At 67.4% G+C, this 25670-nt stretch carries 19 protein-coding genes and 1 pseudogene; 14 read left to right on the top strand and 6 right to left on the bottom strand.

The features are described 5' to 3' along the window. Positions 1-18: 18 nt before the first annotated feature. The 10 genes from ccoO to fnr all read left to right on the top strand — a co-directional run bounded on the left by ccoO (position 19) and on the right by fnr (position 9671). Entirely contained in the window at positions 19-627 is a 609-nt protein-coding gene (ccoO, locus tag NHL60_RS04110; RefSeq protein WP_253449358.1) for a cytochrome-c oxidase, cbb3-type subunit II, read from the top strand. 2 nt (positions 628-629) lie between these two features. Then, entirely contained in the window at positions 630-863 is a 234-nt protein-coding gene (locus tag NHL60_RS04105) for a cbb3-type cytochrome c oxidase subunit 3 (protein WP_253449356.1), read from the top strand. After that, entirely contained in the window at positions 860-1789 is a 930-nt protein-coding gene (gene ccoP, locus NHL60_RS04100) for a cytochrome-c oxidase, cbb3-type subunit III (protein WP_253449354.1), read from the top strand. Before NHL60_RS04105 ends, ccoP begins: the two co-directional genes overlap by 4 nt. Positions 1790-1920: 131 nt before the next feature. Next, entirely contained in the window at positions 1921-3375 is a 1455-nt protein-coding gene (ccoG, locus tag NHL60_RS04095) for a cytochrome c oxidase accessory protein CcoG (protein WP_253449352.1), read from the top strand. A 1-nt stretch (position 3376) separates the two neighbouring features. Next, complete coding sequence (locus NHL60_RS04090) at positions 3377-3901, top strand: FixH family protein (protein ID WP_253449350.1); 525 nt, start codon at positions 3377-3379, stop codon at positions 3899-3901. Between the two features lie 31 nt (positions 3902-3932). Then, a complete protein-coding gene (locus NHL60_RS04085) occupies positions 3933-6419 on the top strand; it encodes a heavy metal translocating P-type ATPase (RefSeq protein WP_253449348.1) in 2487 nt (828 codons plus the stop codon). Beyond that, entirely contained in the window at positions 6416-6649 is a 234-nt protein-coding gene (gene ccoS, locus NHL60_RS04080; RefSeq protein WP_253449346.1) for a cbb3-type cytochrome oxidase assembly protein CcoS, read from the top strand. The genes NHL60_RS04085 and ccoS overlap by 4 nt, the downstream gene beginning before the upstream one ends. Further along, complete coding sequence (locus NHL60_RS04075; protein WP_253449344.1) at positions 6649-7347, top strand: sulfite exporter TauE/SafE family protein; 699 nt, start codon at positions 6649-6651, stop codon at positions 7345-7347. Before ccoS ends, NHL60_RS04075 begins: the two co-directional genes overlap by 1 nt. Before the next feature lie 158 nt (positions 7348-7505). Then, a complete protein-coding gene (hemN, locus tag NHL60_RS04070) occupies positions 7506-8831 on the top strand; it encodes an oxygen-independent coproporphyrinogen III oxidase (RefSeq protein WP_253449342.1) in 1326 nt (441 codons plus the stop codon). Between the two features lie 96 nt (positions 8832-8927). Next, positions 8928-9671, top strand: coding sequence for a fumarate/nitrate reduction transcriptional regulator Fnr (gene fnr / locus NHL60_RS04065; RefSeq protein ID WP_253449340.1), 744 nt, complete (start codon positions 8928-8930; stop codon positions 9669-9671). A 113-nt stretch (positions 9672-9784) separates the two neighbouring features. Here the strand turns inward: fnr and ttcA are convergent, their stop codons facing one another. The 3 genes from ttcA to NHL60_RS04050 all read right to left on the bottom strand — a co-directional run bounded on the left by ttcA (position 9785) and on the right by NHL60_RS04050 (position 13292). Next, complete coding sequence (gene ttcA / locus NHL60_RS04060; protein ID WP_253449338.1) at positions 9785-10714, bottom strand: tRNA 2-thiocytidine(32) synthetase TtcA; 930 nt, start codon at positions 10712-10714, stop codon at positions 9785-9787. 92 nt (positions 10715-10806) lie between these two features. Then, positions 10807-11433, bottom strand: a complete 627-nt coding sequence (locus tag NHL60_RS04055; protein WP_253449335.1) for a 3'-5' exonuclease — start codon at positions 11431-11433, stop codon at positions 10807-10809. 38 nt (positions 11434-11471) lie between these two features. Then, positions 11472-13292, bottom strand: a complete 1821-nt coding sequence (locus NHL60_RS04050) for a putative nucleotidyltransferase substrate binding domain-containing protein (RefSeq protein WP_253449334.1) — start codon at positions 13290-13292, stop codon at positions 11472-11474. A 653-nt stretch (positions 13293-13945) separates the two neighbouring features. On the opposite strand from NHL60_RS04050, the gene NHL60_RS04045 reads away from it, so the two are divergent. From NHL60_RS04045 to NHL60_RS04030, 4 genes and pseudogenes are all read left to right on the top strand, one after another. Then, positions 13946-14206: a DUF4212 domain-containing protein gene (locus NHL60_RS04045; protein ID WP_253449332.1), complete on the top strand. Its 261-nt coding sequence runs from the start codon at positions 13946-13948 to the stop codon at positions 14204-14206. A 6-nt stretch (positions 14207-14212) separates the two neighbouring features. After that, positions 14213-16054, top strand: a complete 1842-nt coding sequence (locus tag NHL60_RS04040; protein ID WP_253449330.1) for a sodium:solute symporter family protein — start codon at positions 14213-14215, stop codon at positions 16052-16054. Positions 16055-16168: 114 nt separating this feature from the next. Next, positions 16169-16684, top strand: a complete 516-nt coding sequence (locus NHL60_RS04035) for a hypothetical protein (protein WP_253449329.1) — start codon at positions 16169-16171, stop codon at positions 16682-16684. Between the two features lie 66 nt (positions 16685-16750). Beyond that, a pseudogene (locus NHL60_RS04030) lies at positions 16751-20694 on the top strand (NahK/ErcS family hybrid sensor histidine kinase/response regulator). Between the two features lie 152 nt (positions 20695-20846). Here the strand turns inward: NHL60_RS04030 and NHL60_RS04025 are convergent. The 3 genes from NHL60_RS04025 to acs all read right to left on the bottom strand — a co-directional run bounded on the left by NHL60_RS04025 (position 20847) and on the right by acs (position 25572). Further along, positions 20847-21509 (bottom strand): response regulator transcription factor, encoded by a 663-nt coding sequence (locus NHL60_RS04025; protein ID WP_253449327.1) that lies wholly within the window; start codon positions 21507-21509, stop codon positions 20847-20849. 221 nt (positions 21510-21730) lie between these two features. Then, positions 21731-23107, bottom strand: coding sequence for a group II intron reverse transcriptase/maturase (ltrA, locus tag NHL60_RS04020; RefSeq protein WP_253444207.1), 1377 nt, complete (start codon positions 23105-23107; stop codon positions 21731-21733). 515 nt (positions 23108-23622) lie between these two features. Next, positions 23623-25572 (bottom strand): acetate--CoA ligase, encoded by a 1950-nt coding sequence (gene acs, locus NHL60_RS04015; RefSeq protein WP_253449325.1) that lies wholly within the window; start codon positions 25570-25572, stop codon positions 23623-23625. Positions 25573-25670 lie beyond the last annotated feature (98 nt).

Here is a 25670-nt window from a genome sequence, read left to right as displayed (position 1 = left end):
CCGGGGATACCGACACCAATGAAACACGAGATTGTCGAAAAGAACGTTGGCCTGCTCGCCGTGCTGATCCTGGTGGTCATCAGCTTCGGCGGCCTGGCCGAGGTCGTGCCGCTGTTCTTCCAGAAGCAGACCACGGAGCCGGTGGAGGGGCTGCGCCCGCTCACCGCACTGGAGCTTGAAGGTCGCGACATCTATCGCCGCGAGGGCTGCGTCGGCTGCCACTCCCAGATGATTCGCCCCTTCCGCGCCGAGACCGAGCGCTACGGCCACTACAGCGTGGCCGGCGAGTCGGTCTACGACCACAATTTCCTGTGGGGTTCCAAGCGCACCGGCCCGGACCTGGCCCGCGTCGGCGGGCGCTACAGCGACGACTGGCACCGCGCCCACATGTACAACCCCCGCGACGTGGTGCCCGAGTCGATCATGCCCTCCTACCCGTGGCTCTTCGAGCGCGCCCTGGATGGCAACGATACGCCGCGCAAGATGCAGGCGCTGCGCACCCTGGGCGTGCCCTACACCGATGAGGAGATCGAGAACGCCACCCGCGAGGTGCGCGGCCAGCAGGAGATCACCGCGCTGATCGCCTACCTGCAGCAGCTCGGCACGGTGCTCGAGGGTACTCGCTGATCATGGATACCGGGACCTTCCGCGGCATCATCACCGGCCTTCTGATCCTGGCCTTCGCCGGGATCACCTGGTGGGCCTACTCGAAGCGGCGCAAGCCGGACTTCGACGAGGCGGCCCACCTGCCCTTCGCCGAAGACGATGATGAATTCGCGAACCGTGACAAGAGCGCCTCGCAGAACGGGGCCGATTCCCGCAAGCGCTATTCCAGCAAGAACAAGGGAGACAGGAACACATGAACAACCTCTGGGATGACTCCCTTTCCGGGTTCTGGAGCACCTGGATCATCGTCATCACGCTGGGCTCCATCGGCATTGCCTTCTGGCTGCTATACGCCAACCGCAAGACCGACAAGACCCCGGACGCCGATGGCAACGTCGAGACCACCGGGCATGCCGCCGACGGCATCGAGGAGTACGACAACCCGCTGCCGCGCTGGTGGTTCCAGCTCTACGTGGGCACCGTGGTCTTCTCGCTGGGCTATCTGCTGCTCTACCCGGGGCTCGGCAACTTCGCCGGCCTGCTGGGCTGGACCCAGGAGGGGCAGTGGGAGGAAGAGGTCGCCCGCGCCGAGGAGCGCTTCACGCCGATCTTCGCCCAGTACCAGGAGATCCCGATTCCGGAGCTGGCCCGGGACGCCGAGGCGATGCAGGTGGCCGAGCGCATCTACCTGAACAACTGTGCGGTGTGCCACGGCTCCAACGCCCAGGGCGGCTACGGCTTCCCCAACCTGACCAACGACGACTGGCTCTACGGCGGCGAGCCGGAGCAGATCATGCAGACCCTGGTGCGGGGGCGTAACGGCCTGATGCCCTCCTGGCAGCAGCTGGGCGAGACCAACATCGAGAACGTCACCCAGCATGTCCTCGCCCTCTCCGGGCTGGAGCATGACGAGGAGCGCGCCGAACGCGGTGCCGCCACCTACGCCTCGGTCTGCGCCGCCTGCCACATGCCCGACGGCACCGGCAACCAGGCCCTGGGCGCGCCCAACCTGACCAACGATATCTGGCTCTACCAGGCACCGGGCCAGAGCGTAGCCGACTCCGTGCGTCAGAGCCTGCGCAACGGCCGCAACGGCCATATGCCGGCACAGGCCGCCTATATCGGCGAGGAGCGCGTCCACCTGGTCGCCGCCTACGTCTACAGCCTGCGCTTCCGGGACTGACACGCTCCCGGCAGTGGCTTCAAGGGTGCGGCGCCATGTCGCACCCTTTCTTGTTGGGCCGCCCTCTCGCTACAATGGCTGCGCTGCAGCACCATCGCGCCGGCCCCCTCTCCTCCTGCCGTGAGCCTGCCATGAGCGACAAGATCCCTACCCGTGATATCACCCCTGAACCGGATCAGCACCCTGCGGTAGGCCAGCATCCGCCCGGCGAGCCCGTCCAGCAGGAGATGTACGCCAGCCGGCGTCACATCTATGTCCGGGAGATCAAGGGTCTCTTCCAGCGTATCCGCCGCGGCTCCAACTGGCTGCTGATGCTGGCCTTCTTCCTTCTGCCCTGGGTGCCCTGGGGCGACCGTCCGGCGATCTGGTTCGACCTGCCCGGACGCGAGTTCCACATCTTCGCCGCCACCTTCTATCCTCAGGAGTTCATGCTGCTCTCCTGGCTCCTGATCATCTGCGCCTTCGGGCTCTTCTTCATCACGGTGTTCGCCGGCCGCGTCTGGTGCGGCTATACCTGCCCCCAGAGCGTCTGGACCTTCCTGTTCATCTGGTTCGAGCATCGCCTGGAAGGCAGCCGCAACCGGCGCATCAAGCTCGACGGCCAGCCCATGAGCGCCGACAAGCTGTGGCGCAAGGGCACCAAGCATGCCATCTGGCTGGCCATCGCCCTGGCCACCGGCGTGACCTTCGTCGGCTACTTCACACCGATCCGCCAGCTGGTGATCGACCTGCCCACCCTCCAGGCCCACGGCTGGTCCTACTTCTGGGTCGGTTTCTTCCTGGTCTTTACCTACCTCAACGCCGGCTGGCTGCGCGAGCAGGTGTGCATCTACATGTGCCCCTACGCCCGCTTCCAGTCGGTGATGTTCGACCGCGACACCCTGATCGTCTCCTACGACACCGGGCGCGGCGAGCCCCGGGGCGCCCGCAAGAAGAACCTGAGTCACGCCGAGGCGAGGGCGGCCGGTCACGGCGACTGCATCGACTGCGACCTCTGCGTCCAGGTCTGCCCCACCGGCATCGACATCCGCAACGGTCTGCAGTACGAGTGCATCACCTGCGCGGCCTGCATCGACGCCTGCGATAGCGTCATGGACCGCATGGGCTACCCCCGCGGCCTGATCCGCTACACCACCGAAAACGCCCTGGAGGGCAAGCCCACCCATATCCTGCGCCCGCGCCTGATGGGGTATCTGGCCGCCCTGCTGGTAATGATCGGCGTCTTCGCCTGGGCGGTGGCGGACCGCATGCCCCTGGGCTTCGAGGTGGAGCGCGAGCGCACCCAGCTCTACCAGATGACCCGCGAGGGGCGCCTGAGCAACGTCTATGTGCTGACGGTGCGCAACCTGGACGGCCAGGACCACAGCTACCGCCTGGAGGCCTCGGGCCTGCCGGAGCTGCGCCTGGACACCGACCGCATAGAGGTGCCCGCCGGCGAGTCCCGCCGCGCCGTGGTCTCGATAACCGCCGACCCCGCGGTGATCGACAGCCCCAGCCACCCCATTACCCTGCGCCTCGAGGCCGATAACCACCCCAACATCACCCTGGAGCGCGAGACCCGCTTCCTCGGCGAGATCCGGAGATAACATGTCCCACCCCGTGACCCCCTGGTACAAGCAATTCTGGCCCTGGCTGCTGCTGGGCCTTCTGTTCACCTCCATCACGGCCAGCAGCACCCTTGCCGTCATGGCCGTGCGCACCGCCGACGGCATGGTGCAGGAGGACTACTACGAGCACGGCCGCGCCATCAACATGGTGCTGGCCAAGCAGGAGCGCGCCGCCGAACTGGGCCTGACCGCCAGCCTGCGCATCGACCCGCTGACCAGCGACGTGGTGCTCGACCTGGAAGGGGGAGAGAGCTTCCCCGATAAGCTCGACTTCGAGCTGATCTTCCCCACCCAGGACGACCGGGATATCGAGCTTGTGCTCGAGCACGTGCGCGACGGCCGCTACCTGGGTCAGGCGCCGGACAACCTGCGCTACCGCTGGTACCTGCAGCTGCAGCCCAGCGTCGACGAGCCCGAGTGGCGCCTGGTGGGCGAGGCCCGCTTCCCCGACGAAGAGGCCGTGCGCCTGACTCCCGGACGCGCCGCCCCCGGAGACGACAGCTGAGACGCCGTGACCGGCGAGGAGCCACCTGCTCATGAGTAACGCGGTCACGGCGGCAGCGGGCTGCTACCACTGCGGCAGCCCGGTGCCCGAGAACGCGCCCTGGTCGATCACCCTCGACGAGACGCGCCACCCCCTCTGCTGTCCCGGCTGCGAGGCGGTGGCCCACGCCATCGTCGACGGCGGCCTCGAGAGCTACTATCGCTTCCGCACCGAGCTGCCCGAGCGCCCCGACGAACGCGAAGCCGCCCGCGCCGAGACCTGGGCGGTCTTCGACGATCCGGGCCTGCAGCGCCAGTTCGTTCACCCCGAGGGCGACGACAGCGGCCGGGTGCACGCCACCCTGGCGGTGGACGGCATCACCTGTGCGGCCTGCGCCTGGCTGATCGAGCACCGGCTCAATGCCATCGAGGGCGTCGATTCCAGCGCCGTCAACCTCAGCCATCACCGGGTGCGGGTGAGCTGGGACCCCGAGGCGGTCAGGCTCTCCCAGCTGCTGGCCGAGATGGCGGCCATCGGCTACCAGGCCCAGCCCTACGAGCCGGACGAGGCCCAGGCGCGCCTGCAGCACGAGGAGCGCATGAACGTGCGCCGGCTGATCATCGCCGCGGTGGGCATGATGCAGGTGATGATGTTCTCCATCCCCATCTACGTGGCCGGCCCCGAGGGCATCAGCGAGGACTTCCACGCCCTCTTCCACTGGCTCTCCTTCGCCCTGACCACCCCGGTGGTCTTCTTCTCGGCGGCCCCCTTCTTTCGCAACGCCGTGCGCGACCTGCGCACCCGGGTGCTGGGCATGGACGTCCCGGTCTCCCTGGCCATCGGCTTCGCCTATACCGCCAGCGGCTATGCGGTGATCACCGGCAAGGGCGAGGTCTACTTCGACTCGGCGGCCATGTTCACCTTCTTCCTGCTCTTCGGACGCTACGTGGAGGCCCGGGCCCGGCGGCGCAGCGGCCACAGCGGCAACGCCATGGCGGGCGCCCTGCCCCTCTCCGCCATTCGCCTCACCGACGAGGGGGAGGAGCGCATCCTGCCGGCCAGCGAGCTCGCCGCCGGCGACCGGGTGCTGGTCAAGCCCGGCCACGGCGTGCCCGCCGACGGCGTCATCGAGGATGGCGAGTCGAGCCTCGACGAGTCCATGCTCACCGGCGAGTACCTGCCGGTCACCCGCCGCCAGGGCGACGTCGTCACCGGCGGCAGCCAGAACATCGAGAGCCCGCTGGTGGTCAGGGTCACCCACGCCGGCCGCGAGGCGCGAGTGGCCGGCATCGTCGACCTCACCGACCGCGCCTTCGCCAGCCGCCCGCGCCTGGCCCAGATGGCGGCGCGCATGGCCCACCTCTTCGTGCTGCGCCTGCTGCTGGTCACCGCCGTGGTCACCATCACCTGGTGGTTCATCGACCCGGCGCGGATGCCCTGGATCATGCTCTCGGTGCTGGTGGTGACCTGCCCCTGCGCCCTGGCGCTCGCCACGCCGACGGCCCTTACCGCCGGCCACGGCCAGCTGCGTCGTCGCGGCGTGCTGGTGACCCGTGCCGACGCCATCGAGGCGCTCTCCCAGGTGGATAGGGTGATCCTCGACAAGACCGGCACCCTGACCACCGGCCGCATGGCCCTGGTGGAGACCCGCGCGCTGGGCGAGCTGGGTGCCGAGCGGGCGCGCACCCTGGCCGCCGCCCTGGAGGCGCGCTCGGAACACCCCATCGCCCGGGCCTTTCAGCCCTTCCGCCTCGCCACCGTGCAGGCCAGCGACGTGGTCAGCCGCACCGGCCAGGGGCTGGAGGGCACCCTGGAGGGGCGCCGCTGGCGGCTCGGCAAGCCTGACTTCGCCGCTCCCGGGGCCAGCCTCGAGGCACCCGGCGAGGGGCCCTGGCTGCTGCTCGCCGAGGAGGGCGAGCCGCGGGCCTGGTTCGCCCTGCAGGACCGCGTTCGCGATGACGCCGCCGCTACCGTGGCCGCCCTCCAGGCGCTGGGGCTGGAGGTGGAGCTGCTCTCCGGTGATACCCCGGAAGCCGCCGGTGAGCTCGCCGGGCGGCTGGGCATCACCACCTGGCGTGGCGGTGCCACCCCCGAGGACAAGCTCGAGCGCATCCGCGAGTGCCAGGCGGCCGGCGAGAAGGTGGCCATGGTGGGCGACGGCATCAACGACGTGCCGGTGCTCGCCGGTGCCGATGTGGCCATCGCCATGAACGGCGCCACCGACCTGGCCCGCACCAGCGCGGACGCCATCCTGCTCAGCCCGCGCCTGTCGCGCATCGTCGAGGCGATCGAGATCAGTCGCGCCACCCGCCGGGTGATGCGCCAGAACATGGTCTGGTCGGTCTGCTACAACTTCTCGGCCATGCCGCTGGCCGCCGTGGGGCTGGTGCCTCCCTGGCTGGCCGCCATGGGCATGTCGGCCAGCTCCCTGGTGGTGGTGGGCAACGCCCTGCGCCTCAACCGCTTCCGCAGCCGAGCGCTGCCGAAGCAGACACCGCCGCCCGCCCCCTCCCCTGAACCGTACCGGGTGAACGCATGAGCATCCTCTACCTGCTGATTCCGCTGTCGCTGATTCTGCTGGGCCTCGCCGTCTGGGCCTTCTTCTGGGCGGTCAAGCACGACCAGTTCGAGGACCTCGAGGGCCCCGCCCACCGCATCCTCTTCGACGAGGACGAGAACGACCTGCCGCCGGAGGAGCGCCAGCGTCGCCGCGAGGCTCGGGAGCGCGCCTCTCGAGAGCGCCAGGACAGCGGCGACGAGGAGCGCTGATGGATCCCACCGGACTCGGCCTGCCGCCGCTGATCGCGGCCTTCGTCTTCGGTCTGCTCGGCGGCGCCCACTGCATCGGCATGTGCGGCGGCATCATGAGCGCCCTGACCTTCGCCGTCCCTCCCAGCATGCGCTCTCCTGCCCGCCTCTCCGGCCTGCTGCTGGGCTACAATCTGGGGCGCATCGGCAGCTACATGGTCGCCGGCGCCCTGGTCGCCGCCCTGGGTACCCTGCTGACCCTGACCCCGACCGCCCGGGTCGCGCTGCAGCTCTTTGCCGCGGTCATGCTGATCCTGATGGCGCTCTATATCGCCGACTGGTGGAAGGGACTGCTGCGGGTCGAGGCGCTGGGCAAGCGCCTCTGGCGCCACCTGGAGCCGGTGGGTCGCCGCCTGATGCCGGTGGTGAGGGTGCCCCAGGCCATGGCGCTGGGCGCCATCTGGGGCTGGCTGCCCTGCGGGCTGGTCTACTCCATGCTGGCCTGGAGCCTGGCCATGGCCGACCCGATGACGGGCGCCGCCCTGATGGGCGCCTTCGGCCTCGGCACCCTGCCGGCCCTGCTAGCCACCGGCCTGGCGGCACGCCAGCTGGGCGGCCTGATCCGCCATCGGGCCACGCGCAGCATCGCGGCCCTCTCCATCATCGCCTTCGCCCTCTGGCAGCTCTGGAGCCTGCTGCCCGCCGGGGCTCACGGCTGATCGACGACTATTCCACGCCGGATTGACACAGCTCAACGCCCCACTCCTCGAGTCGCCCTAGCATGGAGAACACATCCACTCCCGGGAGCGCCTCGATGTCTGTCCCTGCGAAACTCACCGATCGCGCCGGGCCATCATGGGTCACCGGAGACAGCCCCATGTTGCAGCTCCATGACCACGATGGGTCGCACTACCTGACCTACCCGCCTCCCGAGCGGTATAGCGCCGAGGTCGGCCCCGAAGCGCTGGAGCAGGCCCTGCGCGAGCGCGGCGGCGCACGGCCGCTGGCACTCCACGTCCATCTTCCCTTCTGCCGCCAGGCGTGCCGCTTCTGCGCCAGCCAGCGCGTGCCCTCCCGGGATAGCCGCCAGGCCGAACCCTACCTGTCGAGGCTCGACCGCGAGATGGTGCTGGTCAGCCGCCTGCTGAGCGAGAGTCCGCCCGTGGAGCGGCTGCACTGGGGCGGTGGGGCGCCGGCCTTTCTCTCCCTGGACCAGATGGGCGACCTCTTCGACCGCCTCGACGCCCGTTTCGGGCTCTCGGGGGCCCGGGGACGCGACTTCAGCATCGAAATCGACCCCCGCGAGGCGGATGTCTTCACCCTGCGCCACCTCCAGGCCCTGGGCTTCAACCGCCTGAGCCTCGGCGTCCAGGAGTTCGACCTGCGCGTGCAGCGCGCCGTCAACCGCGTGCAGCCCCGGGTGCTGACGGAGTCCCTGGTGGACGAGGCCGAGCGGCTCGGCTTCCGCTCCCTCAACCTCGACCTGATCGTGGGCCTGCCCCTGCAGACGCCCCGGGGCTTCGGAGATACCCTGGAGCAGGTGATCGCCATGGCCCCGGCGCGCATCACCCTGCACCGCTATGCGCACCTGCCCCAGCGCTATCGCCCCCAGCAGGAGATCCGCGTCGAGGAGCTGCCCGACGCGGCGACGCGCCTGGCGATCCTTGGCGAAGCTCGGGGCCGCCTCCAGGCGGCCGGCTATGTGCATATCGGACTCGGTCACTTTGCCCGCCGCGATGACAGCCTGGCCCTGGCCCTGAGCGAAGGCCGGCTGGCCCGGGACCTGCAGGGCTATACCTCCCACCCGCCAGGCGACCAGCTGGGCCTGGGCGTTGCCGCCATCAGCCGGGTCGGCGCCACCCTGACCCGCAACGCCCGGCAGCTGGAGGAGTACGAGGCCGCCCTGGATTCCAGCCGGCTGCCCGTGGCCGGCGGCCCTCGCCCAGGCCCCGAACAGCGGCTGCGCGCCGCCGCCATGGAGGCGCTGGCCTGCCGCCGGGAGCTGGATCTCACCGCCCTTTCCAGGGAGTACGGCTGCAATGCCGGCGTCCTCCTCGCCGACGATCTGCAGCGTCTGGCCCCCTTCTGCGAGGCGGGGCTCCTCGAGCGCCAGGGCGAGCGGCTGCGCCTGACGCCGGACGGCGCATGGGGGCTGACCCGCCTGCTGGCCGCCTTCGACCCCGGCGCCGACCCGACGCCCTGAGTCGGCCGCCGGGGGCTACCTCCTTGGAGGTGGTTTGCCCCGCCTGCTTTATCCTCCATAATGCCTTCCATGATCACGATCAAGGAGAAGGCGGCCATGCCTGACAGTCTGACCGGACGGCGGCGCTCTGTCCTGCACGAAACTCGCTGCCAGACCTGCAGCCTGAGTTCGCTCTGCCTGCCTCTGGCCCTCGAGGTGCAGGACATGGACCAGTTCGACGCCATCATCCGCCGCCGGGCACCGCTCAAGAAGGGCGAGACCCTGTTCCGTCAGGACAACCCCTTCACCAGCGTCTTTGCGGTGCGCTCCGGCAGCCTCAAGCAGGTGACCACCGAGGGGAGCGGCGAGGACCAGCTCACCAACTTCTACCTGCCCAGCGAGCTGGTGGGGCTCGACGGCATCGACGAGGAGCGCTACCCGGGCACCGCCGTGGCGCTGGAGACCACCACCGTCTGCGAGATCCCCTTCGACCGCCTGGATCAGCTGTCGGAGTCGCTGCCGGAGCTGCGCGGCCAGCTCTACCGCAGCATGAGCAAGGAGCTGCGCGACGACCGCCGCATGATGCGGCTGCTGTCGCGCAAGACCGCCGACCAGCGCCTGGCCAGCTTCTTCACCAGCCTCTCGGACCGCTTCCGGCGGCGTGGCTACTCTCCCTACAGCTTCCGCCTCTCCATGTCCCGGGCCGATATCGGCAACTACCTGGGCCTGGCCGTGGAGACGGTCAGCCGCATCCTGGGCCGCTTCCAGAGCCAGGGCCTGGTGGAGGTCTCGGGCCGCGAGGTGCATATCCTCGACCTCGACTCCCTGATCCAGGTCGCCGAGGAGGAAGGGGCCAAGTAGCCCCGGGCCGCCTGGCCTTAACCCCTCACGCAGAAACCCCCATCGGGCGAGTGCCCGATGGGGTTTCTGGTTTTCGAGTCATGAGTTCCCGAGCCCTGGCGCCGGCGTCAGGGCTACTCGTTCAGCAGTTCGATGCGGCTGGCCTGCCGCCGCGCCTGCGCCTCCTCGAGCCCGGCGAAGTCGAACAGCTCGCGGTCGGCCAGCTGGGACGGTGCCACATTGGTGACCGCCTTGAACATGCTCTCCAGGCGCCCGGGGTGTTTCCTCTCCCACTCGGCCAGCATCTCCTTGACCACCTGGCGCTGCAGGTTGGGCTGGGAGCCGCACAGGTTGCAGGGAATGATCGGGAACTCCATCAGCCGCGCATACTCGGCGATATCCGCCTCACGGCAGTAGGCCAGGGGGCGGATCACGATGTTCTTGCCGTCATCGGAGAGCAGCTTGGGCGGCATCGCCTTGAGGCTGCCGCCGAAGAAGAGGTTGAGGAACAGCGTCTCGAGGATATCCTCCCGGTGGTGGCCCAGGGCAATCTTGGTGGCGCCGATCTCCTCGGCGAAACCGTAGAGGGAGCCGCGGCGCAGCCGCGAACAGAGCGCACAGGTGGTCTTGCCCTCCGGGGTCTTCTCCTTGACCACCGAGTAGGTATCGCGCTCCAGGATGTGGTACTCGACGCCGAGCGACTCGAGGTAGTCGGGCAGCACCTGCTCGGGGAAGCCGGGCTGCTTCTGGTCGAGGTTGACCGCCACCAGGGAGAAGTTCACCGGTGCATTGCGCTGCAGGCTGCGCAGGATGGAGAGCATGGCATAGCTGTCCTTGCCGCCGGAGAGGCACACCATGACCCGATCCCCTTCATGGATCATCCCGTAGTCGATGATGGCATTGCCGGCCTGGCGGCGCAGGCGCTTCTGGAGCTTGTTGAACTCCCTTTTGCCCCTGGCATCCAGGGCGTCGAGGGTCGGCGAGGGGGCCTCATGATCGGCGGGCACGGCCTGGGAGGCGGCCTCGTCACGCTCACGAGGGTCAAAGGTCACGGCGTCTTGCATGGGTCTTGGCGCTGCCAGTGCGGGCGGAAAATGACGGGCGCCATCCTACCACTCCGGGGGCCGCGAGGCGACGCCGCACCCCCTGCGCCGGATCAGGAAAAGAGCCGGGCGGCGCTGGCCCCGCGGTCCAGCCGCAGGAACATCAGCGCCGTGGTCACCGCATCGCCCAGGGCGGTATGGCGCCCCATCACCGGGACGTCCAGCAGCGCCGCCACCTTCTCGAAGCGCGGCGTGCTCTCCACCTCCGGATGGAGACGCCGCAGCCGGCGCAGGTAGCTCTGGGCCACGTCGATGGTGGCGTTGGGCAGCTCGAAGCCGAAACGCGGACGCAGCTCGCGGTTGAGGATCGCCAGGTCATACTCCAGGTGCCAGCCCACCAGCGGCCGATTGCCGACGAAGTCGATAAGCCGCTCCAGGGCCTGATCGACGCTCAGCCCTCCGTCCAGGTCGATGCCACGCAGGCCGTGGATGCGGATCGAGTCGCCACACAGCGACGCCGGCCGCGCCAGGCGCAGGTCCAGGGATTCGCTGGTCAGCACCCGATCACCGCGCACCTTGACCGCAGCGATGGAGACCAGCTCGGCGCTGCGGGTATCCAGGCCGGTGGTCTCGGTATCTATCACCACCATCTCGTCCCCGGTATAGGGGTGAAAGAGCCAGGCGTAGTCGCCGTTGGCATGCCGCCGCCGATCGGCGGCGCGCCTCAGTGTCTTGAACATCACGGATTCTCCTTGTTGTGGTTGTCGTTCCGTCGGTCTCACGAATACTCGAGATGAAAGCGATGCGAGAGGCGCTGCTTGAAGTCCTTGACGATATGCAGCGCCTCGCGCAGCAGGTCGCGCTCCAGGGAGGAGAGCTCCTGGACGACCACGCGATCGGGGCTGCGCTCCTCATCGCCACCATCCAGCCGGACCAGCTGCTGCTTGAGCCGCAGCTCGGTAAACAGCGACAGCGCCTCGCCGAGATCCTCGGCAAAGCGCGGCTCCAGGCGTCCGTCAGCCGCCAGGGCGTCCAGCCGCTCCAGGGTGGAGGTGGGCCGGATCCGCCGCTCCAGAGCCATGACCCGCACCCCGTGGACGATGGGGAAGATGCCGCCCTTCTTGATGTCGATACCGTGCTGGGGGCGCTTGAGGGAGCCGAAGAGGGTCAGCGGCGTGGAGAAGCGCAGGATGGTGCGGGCGAAATAGGAGAGCAGCAGCTCATCGCCGGCGCAGCGCGCGAAGAGCTCGTCGCGGACCCGGTCGAGCAGCGCCGGGTTGCCGGCCACGGCGTGGGAGTCGAGCATGATCGCCAGCTTCATCAGGCTGTCGCCATCGCGCTTCTCGGCCCAGCGGGCGATGCGCGCGTGCCACTGCTTCACCGTGCCCACCCACTCGGGGTTGGAGACCATGATATTGCCGGGGCAGGGCGGGTAGCCCAGCTCGATCAGGGTCTCGGTCAGCCGCTGCATCTGCTCGGCGCAGTCGGGCCACTCCAGGCCGTCGGCCAGGATCAGGCCGTTGTCCTGGTCGGTCTTGAGAATCTGCTCGCCGCGCCCCTCGCTGCCCATCACCATCAGGCAGCTGTCCCGGTGGTAGCGCTCGTCGACCAGGAAGCCCCAGGCCTTGTTCATGATCCGCCCGTTGAGGGCGGCCAGCAGGCCCATGGCGAAACGCAGCTTGACCCCCTGGGCCATCAGCGCCTTGACCAGCTCGGGGGTACGGCGACTGGCGGCGGCCAGCGCCTCCAGGCTCTCCGCCTGCTCCACCTGCAGGCTGACCACATAGCTGCGGCTCGAGAAGTAGCTCAGCACATCGGTAAGCTCCACCACGCCGACCGCTGCCTCCTTCTCCACCACCACCACCCGCTCCACCTTGTGCCGGGTCATCACCACCAGGGCCTCGAAGAGGTACTGGGCGCGGGTCACGGTGATCAGCTCGGCGCTGCCGATGCCGTCCAGGGCGCTCTCCCGGTCGCGCCCCTCCACTACCAGGGCGTTGAGCAGGTCGGTCTTGGTCACCATGCCGGGGCCGGCGTCGCCCTCCACCAGCAGGCTGTCAGCGTGGCGCTCATTGATGATGGCGACCGCCTCGGCGATGGTGGTGCTCGCCTTCACCAGCAGCGGCTCGCGCATGCACTCGTCGACCCGGGCCAGCATGAAGCCCGCCATGGTCACCCCGCCCTCGGCCCGCTGCTCGGTCAGCAGGCGTGCCTTGTGGGCCAGGGTCTGGCGAAAGAATTCGGCAAAGGGAGGGAAGTCCTCGCAGAGCTCGAGGAACAGCGCCCGCGGGAGCAGGTAGCAGAGGCTCTCCTGCTCGGCGCGAAAGCGGTAGCGGCTCTTGCCGTTGAGGATGCTGATGGCGCCGAACAGGTCGCCGCGGGTGTAGTGGCCGATACGCGCCCGGGCCGCCGGAAGGGTGGTATCCACCTCCGCCACTTCGCCCTTGTGGATAAGAAACAGGTTCTCGCCGGCCTGCCCCGTCTCGAGGATGATCTCATCGCGATCGAAGTAGGCCAGGTCCACGCCCTGGCGAACCCGCTCGCGACCGGCTTCGTCGAGCAGGGTGAACGGCGGTTGGGACAGATCGACCTCGACCATGGCGCAGACCTCGCAGGCGGCTTGCCCCGGGGCGCCCTGCAGCAGCGACGTCCGAGGCGGGTAGGCAGCTGGGGCGGGAAAGGGGCACGGCTTCATGGCCGCCATCTGGTTGTTGAGTTGTTGTTGGGTAGCAGCGCCCGTCCGGTAACGAAGGGCATCCTCGTGGCCGGCGGGCTGGAAGCAGCATAGCAACCTCTCCTTTCCCCTTATAAGCTAGACGTTGGTCTTCCTCCGGCCTCCTTAGACCATCGTCAAAGGGCCGCGTTGACGCAGCGCAAGAGGGCCACCTCCCCCTATACCATCGTCCTAGCCGCGACCATTCCCTCCCTGTAAACCGGCAAAAACACACCAACAAGCTACTGATAAAAAAGAGTTTTCTACAAATCCCATTTATCGCATTTAGCTCATGATACGAAAGTCTGGGATTCATTTTCGCCACTCATTGCCCACTATCCAACAGGCATCATGCAGGGCAATCGCACGACAACAATTCCCCTGATGCCGAGCCGAGCCCCGACTCACCGGCACTTCACCGCGAAGCCGGCCGCCGGCCACCAGCGCGGCAAGACAGAAGACGTACGATTGCCCTGGTGACCCGCAAGCAACACCTCTCAAGTTCCCAACCCCACCAATAACAAGTGGAGAACACGACAATGGCTGAAGAGAAAATCGACTCCTCAGGCTACTGGAAGGCGAACGTGCGCCTGATCACGGGGTGCCTGATCGTCTGGGCCTTCGTTTCCTACGGCATGGCGATCCTGTTCCGTCCCCTGCTTTCCGGTATTCCCGTCGGCGGCACCGACCTGGGCTTCTGGTTCGCCCAGCAGGGCTCCATCCTTACCTTTATCGCGCTGATCTTCTTCTACGCCTGGAAGATGAACAAGCTCGATCAGAAATTCGGTCTGGGGGAGTAATCCAGCATGAGCCAATTTGCCATCAACCTGCTGTTCGTAGGGGCCTCCTTCGCCCTCTACATCGGCATCGCGATCTGGGCCCGTGCGGGTTCCACCAAGGACTTCTACGTGGCGGGCGGCGGCGTCCACCCGGTGACCAACGGCATGGCCACCGCCGCCGACTGGATGTCCGCGGCGTCGTTCATCTCCATGGCCGGCCTGCTCGCCTCCGGCGGCTACGCCAACTCCTCGTTCCTGATGGGCTGGACCGGCGGCTACGTGATCCTTGCCATGCTGCTGGCGCCCTACCTGCGCAAGTTCGGCAAGTTCACCGTGCCGGACTTCATCGGTGACCGTTTCTACAGCAAGGCGGCACGCCTGGTGGCCGTCATCTGCCTGATCGTGGCCTCCGTGACCTACGTCATCGGCCAGATGACCGGTGCCGGCGTCGCCTTCTCGCGCTTCCTCGAGGTCTCCAACACCTGGGGCATCTGGATCGCCGCGGCCATCGTCTTCCTCTATGCGGTATTCGGCGGCATGAAGGGCATCACCTACACCCAGGTGGCCCAGTACATCGTACTGATCATCGCCTACACCATTCCGGCGGTCTTCATCGCCTTCCAGCTGACCGGCAACCCCATTCCGATGTTCGGCATGTTCAGCACCCATAGCGAATCCGGCGTGCCGCTGCTGCAGAAGCTCAACGAGGTCGTGGTCGCCCTGGGCTTCCAGGACTACACGGCGGACGTGGACAACAAGCTCAACATGGTGCTGTTCACCCTGTCGCTGATGGTGGGTACCGCGGGTCTGCCCCACGTCATCATCCGCTTCTTCACCGTGCCCAAGGTGGCCGACGCTCGCTGGTCTGCCGGCTGGGCCCTGGTCTTCATCGCCCTGCTCTACCTCACCGCACCGGCCGTGGGCTCCATGGCGCGCCTCAACCTGAGCACCACCATCTACCCGGAAATGGCCGGTCAGGTAGAAGACGTCGAGTCGGCGCTGCAGTCATCCATCCAGCACGGCGAGATCACCACCACCGATGCAGCCGGCTATGCCCTGGCCTCCGAGTGGACCGACCATCCGGACGTTCCGGAGTGGATGGTCACCTGGGCGGAGACCGGCCTGATCAAGTTCCGCGACCTGAACAACGACGGCCGCATCCAGATGTACAATGACAGCGCCGACTTCTCGCACCTGGGCTGGGAAGGCAGCGAGCTGGAGGTCAACAACGACATCATGGTGCTGGCGAATCCCGAGATCGCCAACCTGCCCGCCTGGGTCATCGGCCTGATCGCCGCCGGCGGTATCGCGGCTGCGCTCTCCACCGCCGCGGGCCTGCTGCTGGCCATCTCCTCGGCCATCAGCCACGACCTGATCAAGACCATGATCAACCCCAACATCTCCGAGAAGGGCGAGATGCTGGCGGCACGGATCTCCATGGCGGGCGCCATCCTGCTGGCGACCTACCTGGGCCTCAACCCGCCGGGCTTTGCCGCCCAGACGGTGGCCCTCGCCTTCGGCATCGCCGGCGCCTCCCTGTTCCCGGCGCTGATGATGGGGATCTTCTCCAAGCGGGTGAACAACAAGGGCGCGGTTGCCGGCATGCTGACCGGTCTGATCCTGACCCTGCTCTACATCTTCACCTACCTGGGCTGGTTCTTCATTCCGGGCACCAACATGCTGGCCAACACCCCGGACAACTGGATCCTGGGCATCTCGCCGCTCTCCTTCGGCGCGGTGGGTGCGATCTTCAACTTCGCTGTGGCCTTCACCGTCTCCAGCATGACCGAAGAGCCCCCGCAGGAGATCCAGGACCTGGTGGAGAGCGTCCGCTATCCCAAGGGTGCCGGTGGTGCCGTGGACCACTAACCCCTCGGGGCATTCTGGGCCATAATGGCCCCCTGGCCCGGCTCGCCGGGCCAGTCAACTCTCACCGCTCGGGCTTCCCAAGGGAAGCCCGAGCGCTTTCAGAAAGGACCCTTCATGATTTGGCATCTGATCGCGGCGATCTTCGCCGGCCTCGGCGCCGCCGGCATCGGCCTGCTGCTGCGGCTGGCCAGCGGCAAGCGCCTGCCTACCTGGATCATTCCCGTCTTTGCCGGCCTCGGCATGCTGGGCTACCAGGTTCACTACGAGTACTCCTGGCTCACTCACAAGCAGGCCCAGCTGCCCGCCACCGCCAGCGTCGTCGAGGTGGAGCACGCTTCCATGTTCTGGCGACCCTGGACCTACGCCTTCCCCATGGCCAACGCCTTCAGCGCCGTGGACAGCGACAGCATGCGGGCACGCGAGACCGCCGACGGCGAACGCCTGGTGGAGTACATCCGCTACCGCTTCGAGAAGCAGCATGTGGACCTGGTCACCCACCAGGCCTGGCTGATGAACTGCGAGAGCCGCGAGACCCTGCCGCTGGTGGGCGAAGAGCGCCGGCCGCGCCTCGAGGCCATGCGCGAGCTGGACGCCGAGGACCCCGTCTACCTGGCGGTCTGTCGAGGCTGACGCAGGTCGTCTGCCTTCCCGGGTCACATTGCCCTAGAATGGGCGCCAGACTCGAGGAGGAAGCCCATGTTTTCAGGCTGGCTGCTGGTTGCCGTATCGCTGCTCTATATTGCCGTGCTGTTCGGCATCGCCTGGCGAGGCGACCGCCGTGCCAGGGAGCACGGCGCCAGCCAGCGCCGTCCCATCATCTACAGCCTGGCGCTGGCCATCTACTGCACCTCCTGGAGCTTCTACGGCGCCGTCGGCCAGGCCGCCACCGGGGGCTGGTCCTTCGCCAGCATCTACGTCGGACCGATCCTGACCTTTCTGCTCTTCTGGCCGGTGCTGGCCAAGATGATCCGCGTCGCCAAGCACCAGAACGTCACCTCCATCGCCGACTTCATCGCCTCCCGCTACGGCAAGACCCAGTCTCTGGCCGCCTTCGCCAGCCTGGTGGCCCTGATCGGCGCCCTGCCCTACATCGCCCTGCAGCTCAAGGCGGTCTCCACCTCCTTCAGCGTGCTGACCGTGGATGGCGACCCGACCCATACCCCGCTATTCGCCGACACCGCCTTCTCTACGGCGGTGGTGATGGCCGCCTTCGCCATCCTCTTCGGCACTCGCCACACCGACGCCACCGAGCATCACGAGGGGCTGATCCACGCGGTGGCCTTCGAATCCCTGGTCAAGCTGCTCGCCTTCCTGGTCCTCGGCGTCTACGTCACCTGGTGGATGTTCGACGGGCTGGGCGAGCTGATGGCCCACGCCGAGGTGCAGCTGGAGCTGCAGCGCCAGCTGGCCCAGCAGAACTTCGGCCAGAGCTTCTGGGCCCAGACCCTGCTGGCGATGCTGGCGGTACTCTGCCTGCCGCGGCAGTTCCACGTGGCGGTGGTGGAGAACACCCACCGTGATGATGCCGCCAAGGCGCGCTGGCTCTTCCCGCTCTACCTGCTGGCCTTCGCCTTCTTCATCCTGCCGCTGGCCGCCGCCGGCCTGACCCTCTTCGCGGGCAGCGACGTCGAACCCGACACCTATGTGCTGGCGCTGCCCATGGCCGCCGAGAGCACCTGGCTTACCCTGCTCACCTTTATCGGCGGCTTCTCCGCGGCCACCGGCATGGTGATCGTGGCCGCCGTGGCGGTCTCGATCATGATCTCCAACGAGATCGTCATCCCGGCGCTGTTCCGGCTGCGCTGGTTCGATACCAAGGCCCGCGACTACGGCCGCCTGGTGCTGCGCGCTCGCCGCATGACCATCGCCGCGGTGCTGGCCATGGCCTATGGCTTCTATCACCTGATCGGCGAATTCTCCTCCCTGGCCTCCATCGGCATGCTCTCCTTTGCCGCCGCCGCCCAGTTCGCCCCGGCGCTGATCGGCGGCCTCTACTGGAAGCGCGGCAACCGCCTGGGCGTCATCGTCGGCATGAACGCAGGCTTTTTGATCTGGGCCTACAGCCTGCTGATGCCGGCGATGATCGGCGCCGGCGTCCTGCCCGCTCACTGGCTCGACGGTGGCCCCCTGGGCGTCGCCTGGCTCGCCCCCACCTCGCTGTTCGGGCTCAACGTGGGCGACAGCTTCACCCACGGCGTGATGCTCTCCCTGGGCCTGAACCTCTTCTGCTACATCTTCGTCTCCCAGATCACCTCCCAGCGGGTGGTGGAACGCATCCAGGCCTCGCTGTTCGTGGACAGCGTGGAGACCCGCCAGACCTCGGTGAACCGCCCCTGGACCGGTGCCACCACCGTGGGCGACCTCAAGGTGCTCTGCGAACGCTTCCTCGGCGCCAACCAGGTGAGCCGCGCCTTCGACGACTATGCGCGGCGCGGCGGCAAGCCCCTGGAGGACGGCACCCGCGCCTCCATCGACGTGATCCAGTTCACCGAGCGCTTCCTGGCCTCGGTGCTCGGCGCCTCCTCGGCGCGCATCGTGGTCAACTCGGCCCTGCAGGGGCGCGGCATCGGCATCTCCGACGTGATCTCCATCGTCGACGAGGCCTCCCAGGTGCTGGAGTTCAACCGCGCCCTGCTCCAGGCCACCATCGAGAACATCAACCAGGGCATCAGCGTGGTGGACCAGAACCTGCGCCTGGTGGTGTGGAACCAGCGCTATCTGGAGCTGTTCCGCTTCCCCGACCACCTGATCCGGGTCGGCGCCCCCATCGACAAGATCTTCCGCTACAACGCCCACGGCGGCGAGTACGGACCCGGCGACCCCGAGGAGCATGTCCAGCTGCTGCTCGACAATATCCGCGACGGCCAGCCCCACCGCTATGTGCGCTATCGCCAGGACGGCAGCGTGCTCGAGGTGCAGGGTAACCCCATGCCCGGCGGCGGCTTCGTCTACACCTACCAGGACATCACCCAGCAGAAGCGCATCGAGGAGGCGCTGATCCGCTCGGAGAACAACATCCGTATCTACACGGACAACGTGCCGGCGCTGATCGCCTACTTCGACAAGGAGTGCCGCTACCTCTTCACCAACCGCGCCTACGAGCAGGCCTTCGGCATCGACCGCAACGCGGTGATCGGCAAGCGGGTGCAGGACGTGGTCAGCGACGAGATGGCTCGGGAGCGGGCCCCCTGGATCGAGCGGGCCCTGGCCGGCGAGCGGGTCAGCTTCGAGGTCTCGATCCGGCTGCCCGAGGGACGCCGCTACATGCTGGTCACCTACACCCCCACTTCGGCGACAGCGGGGCGATACTGGGCTTCTTCTCCCTCTACCAGGACATCACCGAGCGGCGCCTGGCGGAGATCGCCCTCAAGGAGACCAACGAGACCCTGGAGGAGCGGGTCCGCGAGCGCACCCAGGCGCTCTCCGAGGCCAACGCGGCCCTGCGCCAGGAGAACCGGGTCCGCGCCGAGGCGGAGCAGGCCCTGCGCCAGGCCAAGCAGCTGGCCGAGGATGCCAACGCCTCCAAGACCCGCTTCCTGGCCGCGGCCAGCCACGACCTGCTGCAGCCGCTCAATGCCGCCCGGCTCTTTACCTCGGCCCTCTCCCAGGAGATGGAAGCCGCCGACATGAAGCGCACCATCGGCCATATCGACAACTCGCTGCAGGCCGCCGAGGAGCTGCTCAGCACCCTGCTCGACATCTCCAAGCTGGACGCCGGTGCCCTCACCCCGCGGCGCAACCACTTCGCCCTGGCCGACATCATCCGCCCGCTGCGCGCCGAGTTCGAGGTGATGGCGGAGGATCGCGGCCTCGACCTGGTGGTGGTGCCGACCGCCGCCTGGGTCGACAGCGACCCCCAGATGCTGCGCCGGATCGTCCAGAACTTCCTCTCCAACGCCGTCCGCTACACCCAGGAGGGGCGCGTCCTGCTGGGCTGTCGCCGCCAGGGGGGACGCCTCTCCATCCAGGTGTGGGACTCGGGCCCGGGGATACCGGAATCCAAGCAGGCGGAGATCTTCCAGGAGTTCCGCCGCCTCGACCAGGCCTCCCGCCACAAGGAGAGCGAGAAGGGGCTGGGTCTCGGCCTCTCCATCGCCGACCGCATGAGCCGGGTGCTCGACCACCCCATCGCGGTGCGCTCGAAGGAGGGCTTCGGCACCATGTTCGCGGTCAGCGTGCCGATGGTGGCCGCCCAGAGCCCGGCCCAGCAGGCCGAGGAGGCGGTCACGGCGAAGCGCGCCGGCAACAAGCTGGCCGGCGCCCGGATCCTCTGCATCGATAACGAGACGCTGATCCTCGAGGGCATGAAGGCGATGCTCTCGGGCTGGGGCTGCGAGGTCTTCACCGCCACCACCATCGGCGGCGCCAAGTCGGTGCTGCGCCACCTGGACAGCGACCCGGATGCGATACTGGCCGACTACCACCTGGACAACGAGGTCACCGGCCTGATGGCCCTGGAGGCGCTCTCGGAGCGCCTGGAGGGCGCGGTCCCCGGCATCGTGATCACCGCCGACCGCACCGAGGAGGTGGCCGAGGAGGTCAGGCGCTCGGGCTACCAGCTGCTGCTCAAGCCGGTGCGCCCAGCCGCCCTGCGCGCCCTGCTCACCCGCACCCTCCAGGCCAGCCGGGCGGCGCAGTAGAGAGAGGGGCGAGGGGCGAGGGGCGAGGAAGAAGCGTCAAGCAATAACATCGCCACCTAATGCAAGAACCCACCATACGGTGGGTTCTTGCATTACCTCGAACCTCGAACCTCGAACCTCGAACCTCGAACCTCGAACCTCGAACCTCGAACCTAAGACTCCACCTTCGGCGGCTCCACCTCGAGCTTCTGGGCGGCGATCACCGCCTGGGTGCGGGAGTGCACGCCCAGCTTGCGCAGAATGGCGGTGACGTGAGCCTTGATGGTGGCTTCACTGACGTTGAGCTCGTAGGCGATCTGCTTGTTGAGCAGGCCCTCGGTAAGCATGTTGAGCACCCGGAACTGCTGGGGGGTCAGGGAGGCGATCGCCTCGGCGAACTTGGTCTCCTCCTCGTTGGTCTCGCCCATGGCATTGGCCAGCTCGGCGGGCAGCCACACCTCGCCGTCGAGGATCTCCCCCACCGCCTCGGCGATCAGCTGCAGCGAGGAGGACTTGGGAATGAAACCGGAGGCACCGTAGTCGATGGCGCGGCGCACCACATAGGGCTCGTCGCTGCCCGACACCACCGCCACCGGGATATCCGGCGTCTGGCCGCGCAGCTGGATCAGGCCGGAGAAGCCGTGGGCCCCCGGCATATGCAGGTCGAGCAGGATCAGGTCGGCATCGGGATGGCGGGTCACCACCTCGGCGGTGGCCTCCATGGTGTCGGCCTCGACGATCTCGGCCTGGGGCGCCAGCTGACGCAGCGCCTGGGTCAGGGCTGCACGGAACAGCGGATGGTCATCGGCGACGATGAATTTCTGGGCAAAGGCCATGGATTCTCCTCCGGTTCCTCAGGCAGCGGGCGAGGACCGCCACTCGAACTCTTTTGTGAATGAAGGGCATGTTACCCCATGCCAGAGCCGATTCCCAAGCGCTCCGGACCTATTGTCGACAATAGTCCCCATGCGCAATCGGGTAGGGGCCGGGGTTGCCCCCGGCGCCCTCCCACACCACCGTACGTACGGTTCCGTATACGGCGGTTCACGAAGAACGATTAAGCCCTCTTGACCGTACCAAGTACCGAGATCAAGCCCAGCCGGTCGAACCACTTCCGCGGCAGGGCTTGATTCATGTGCGAGGCGCCGGCATTCCACCAGGGACCTCGCCCATTCCCCGCTGATTTCCAGGCACGCTTGTCGCCCAGGCCCAGCGCCAGTAGCTTGCGCCGCCGGGTCCATGGGCGCTTCCACTGCCGCCAGATCACGCAGCGCAGTCGACGGCGTATCCATTGATCCAGCACTTCCAGGGGGTGCCTTACATCGACAAGGCGGAAGTAATTGGCCCAGCCCCGCAGGACGGGGGCCAGCTCCTCAATGACTCGCCGTATGTTGCGCCCCCTGCCGCGCTTGAGGATCTCGCGGACACGCTGCATCAGGCGCTGCAGGCTGGCCTTGGCCAGCGTCAGCTTCGGCAACTTGTGCCGGGTCAGCGTGTAACCCAGGTACCCCCGGTTCCAGGGTCGGTCCACCGCACTCTTGTCGCCATTGACCGTCAGCCTGAGCGAGCTCTCGAGAAAATCACTCAGACTGGCCATGACGCGCTCGCCCGCTCGCCGACTCCTGACATACACCTGCATGTCATCGGCGTAGCGGCAGAAGCGGTGACCGCGGCGTTCCAGCTCCTTATCCACGTCATCCAGCAGGATATTGGCCAGCAGCGGGCTGAGTGGCCCGCCCTGGGGCGTGCCCTGCCGGCGTGGCGCGGCCAGGCCGTCCTGGAACATCCCGGCTTCCAGATAGCGTCGGATCAGGCGCAATGCTCGCTTGTCGCGGATGCGGCGCGCGACCCGCGCCATCAGCAGGTCGTGGTTCACCCGGTCGAAGAAGGCTTCCAGGTCGAGGTCGACCACCCAGCGGTGGCCGGCAGTGACATGGGACTTCATCGCCGAGACGGCCTGCTGGGCACTGCGCCCAGGGCGATAGCCGTAACTCGATGCGGAGAATTCCGGATCGAAGATCGGCGTCAGCACCTGAAGCAGAGCCTGCTGAATCAGCCGGTCGGTAACCGTGGGGATGCCGAGCTGTCGCGTTCCGCCCTTGGGCTTGGGGATCTCGACGGCTCGGATCGGGCTGGGGTGGTACTCACCGGCCAGTAGCCGTTCGCACAGCGTTGGCCAGCATTCCTTCAGGTGGTCGGCCAACTGGTGGACCGTCATGCCATCGGCACCCGGCGCCCCCTTGTTGGCGACCACCCTTCGGTAAGCCCGCGCCATGTTGGCCTTCTCTACCACGGCTTCCATGAGCGGGGCGGGCTCCGCTTTCGTCCACGATGACGACGCCGGGACCGTCTCGACGCCCACCGGCCGGGACCCGGGGTACTGCCCCTGCCCCTCTGGGTGGGTGGCGGTATCAGCGCCACTTTCTGCCTTCATGATCGATCCTCGAGACATCATCGCCTACTCGCGGTTCTTCATGTTCGGCCCTTGGTGTCGGGGTGAGTCGACACTTACTATGGCCTCTGCTGACGTCTGGTGGCCCATCCCGCCGCCTCTCGACGCCGGTAGCACGTGGCAGACCACCAGACCTCCCAGGGTAAGACGCGCGACTTTCCTGCTTATGCCTGTCGGATCTACGCCATGGCGTTCCGTGCAAGTACCGGGCTTTGATGATTTCGGCCATCTCACCCCGCCATAACGCCTCGTATCCGCTTCCTGTTCGTCAGGCCAGCGTTTTGCCTCGGGCTTCCTTCAGATTCCCCCTCGCGGGAGACACCCTTGCCGTCGGCTAGCACTTCCCCTTGCCGGGCGTGCAGGGGACTTTCACCCCCAAGTCATTCCAAGGCACCAACCTCGGAAACAGCGCCAGTCAGGCGCTGCGCGCCATGCCTGGCGCACCGAAAAAACCGGCCCCGAAGGGCCGGTTCCATGGGCGAGAGACTCGCCGCTTCTCAGCGCACGGCGCGGTTCTCGATCAGGTCGTCCACCACGCTCGGGTCGGCCAGGGTGCTGGTGTCACCCAGGCCGTCGCACTCGTTGGCGGCGATCTTGCGCAGGATGCGGCGCATGATCTTGCCGGAGCGGGTCTTGGGCAGGCCCGGGGCCCACTGGATGACGTCGGGCGAGGCGATCGGACCGATCTCCTTGCGCACCCACTGGGTCAGCTCCTTGCGCAGCTCGTCGCTGGGCTCCACGTCGCCGGTCAGGGTGACGTAGATATAGATGCCCTGGCCCTTGATATCGTGGGGGAAGCCCACCACGGCGGCCTCGGCCACGGCCTCGTGGGCCACCAGCGCCGACTCGATCTCGGCGGTACCCATGCGGTGGCCGGAGACGTTGATCACGTCGTCGACGCGGCCGGTGATCCAGTAGTAGCCATCCTCGTCGCGACGGCAGCCGTCGCCGGTGAAGTAGACGCCCTGGTAGGTGGAGAAGTAGGTCTGGATGAAGCGCTCGTGGTCGCCCCAGATGGAGCGCGCCTGACCCGGCCAGGAGTCGGTGATCACCAGGTTGCCGTCAACGGCACCCTCGAGAGCATTGCCCTCGCTGTCGTAGAGCGCCGGCTGCACGCCGAAGAACGGCAGGGTGGCGGAACCCGGCTTGAGCGGGGTGGCGCCGGGCAGCGGCACGATCATGATCCCGCCGGTCTCGGTCTGCCACCAGGTATCCACGATGGGGCACTTGGAGTTGCCGATCACCCGGTAGAACCACTCCCAGGCCTCGGGGTTGATGGGCTCGCCCACCGAACCGAGGATGCGCAGGCTGTCGCGCTGGCTGGAATCCATGACGTTCTCGCCATGGGCCATCAGGGCGCGGATGGCGGTGGGGGCGGTGTAGAGGATGTTGACCTGGTGCTTGTCGACGATCTCGCCCATGCGGCCATGGGTGGGGTAGCTGGGCACGCCCTCGAACATCAGGGTGGTGCCGCCGTTGGCCAGCGGGCCGTAGACGATATAGCTGTGGCCGGTGACCCAGCCCACGTCGGCGGTACACCAGTAGACCTCGCCGTCCTGGTAGTCGAAGACGTACTGGTGGGTCAGGCTGGCGTAGACCAGGTAGCCGCCGGTGGTGTGCTTGAGCCCCTTGGGCGCACCGGTGGAGCCGGAGGTGTAGAGGATAAAGAGCGGATCCTCGGCGCCCATCTCCTCGGCCGCACAGTCGGTGGACTGCTTGTCGACCAGGTCGCCGTACCAGAGGTCGCGCCCTTCCTTCCATTCGACGTCGCCGCCGGTGCGCTTGACCACCAGCACGTTCTGGCACACCTCGGTGCCCTGGCGGGTCAGGGCGGCATCGACGTTATCCTTGAGCGGCACGTGCTTGCCGCCGCGCACGGACTCGTCGGCGGTGATCACCAGCTTGGAGCTGGCGCCGATCACGCGCTGAGCCAGGGCGTCCGGGGAGAAGCCGCCGAAGACCACCGAGTGCACCGCACCGATGCGGGCACAGGCCAGCATGGCCACGGCGGCCTCGGGGATCATCGGCATGTAGAGGGTGACCACGTCGCCCTTGCCGATGCCCAGCTCCTTGAGCGCATTGGCCAGCTGGCAGGTGCGCGCGTGCAGCTCACGGTAGGTGATGTTGGCCGACTCGTCGGGGTTGTCACCTTCCCAGATGATGGCGGTCTGGTCACCGCGCGTCTCGAGGTGGCGATCGAGGCAGTTGACGCTGGCGTTGAGGGTGCCGTCCTCGAACCAGCGGATATCCACGTTGTGCGGATCGAAGCTGGTGTTCTTGATCTTGGTCGGCGCCTTGAACCAGTCGACGCGCTTGGCCTGCTCGGCCCAGAAAGCGTCGGGATCGTCCACGGACTGCTGATACATCGCCTGGTACTTTTCCTTGTCCGCCCAGGCCTTGGCGGCGATGTCGTCGCGCACCGGATAGACGTTCTGCTGATCGCTCATGAAAGTGCCTCTGTAATTGGGATGGCCCCGTCAGGTGAGTGAAGCCAACCGGCCACCCCTTGGTATTGTTCAGTGGGGCAGCCGGTGCCATTCAAGGT

Origin of the sequence: Halomonas sp. Y3 (assembly GCF_024137965.1) — a bacterium.
GTDB classification, from domain to species: Bacteria; Pseudomonadota; Gammaproteobacteria; order Pseudomonadales; family Halomonadaceae; genus Halomonas; species Halomonas mongoliensis.
This window is presented reverse-complemented; position numbering and strand designations above follow the sequence as displayed.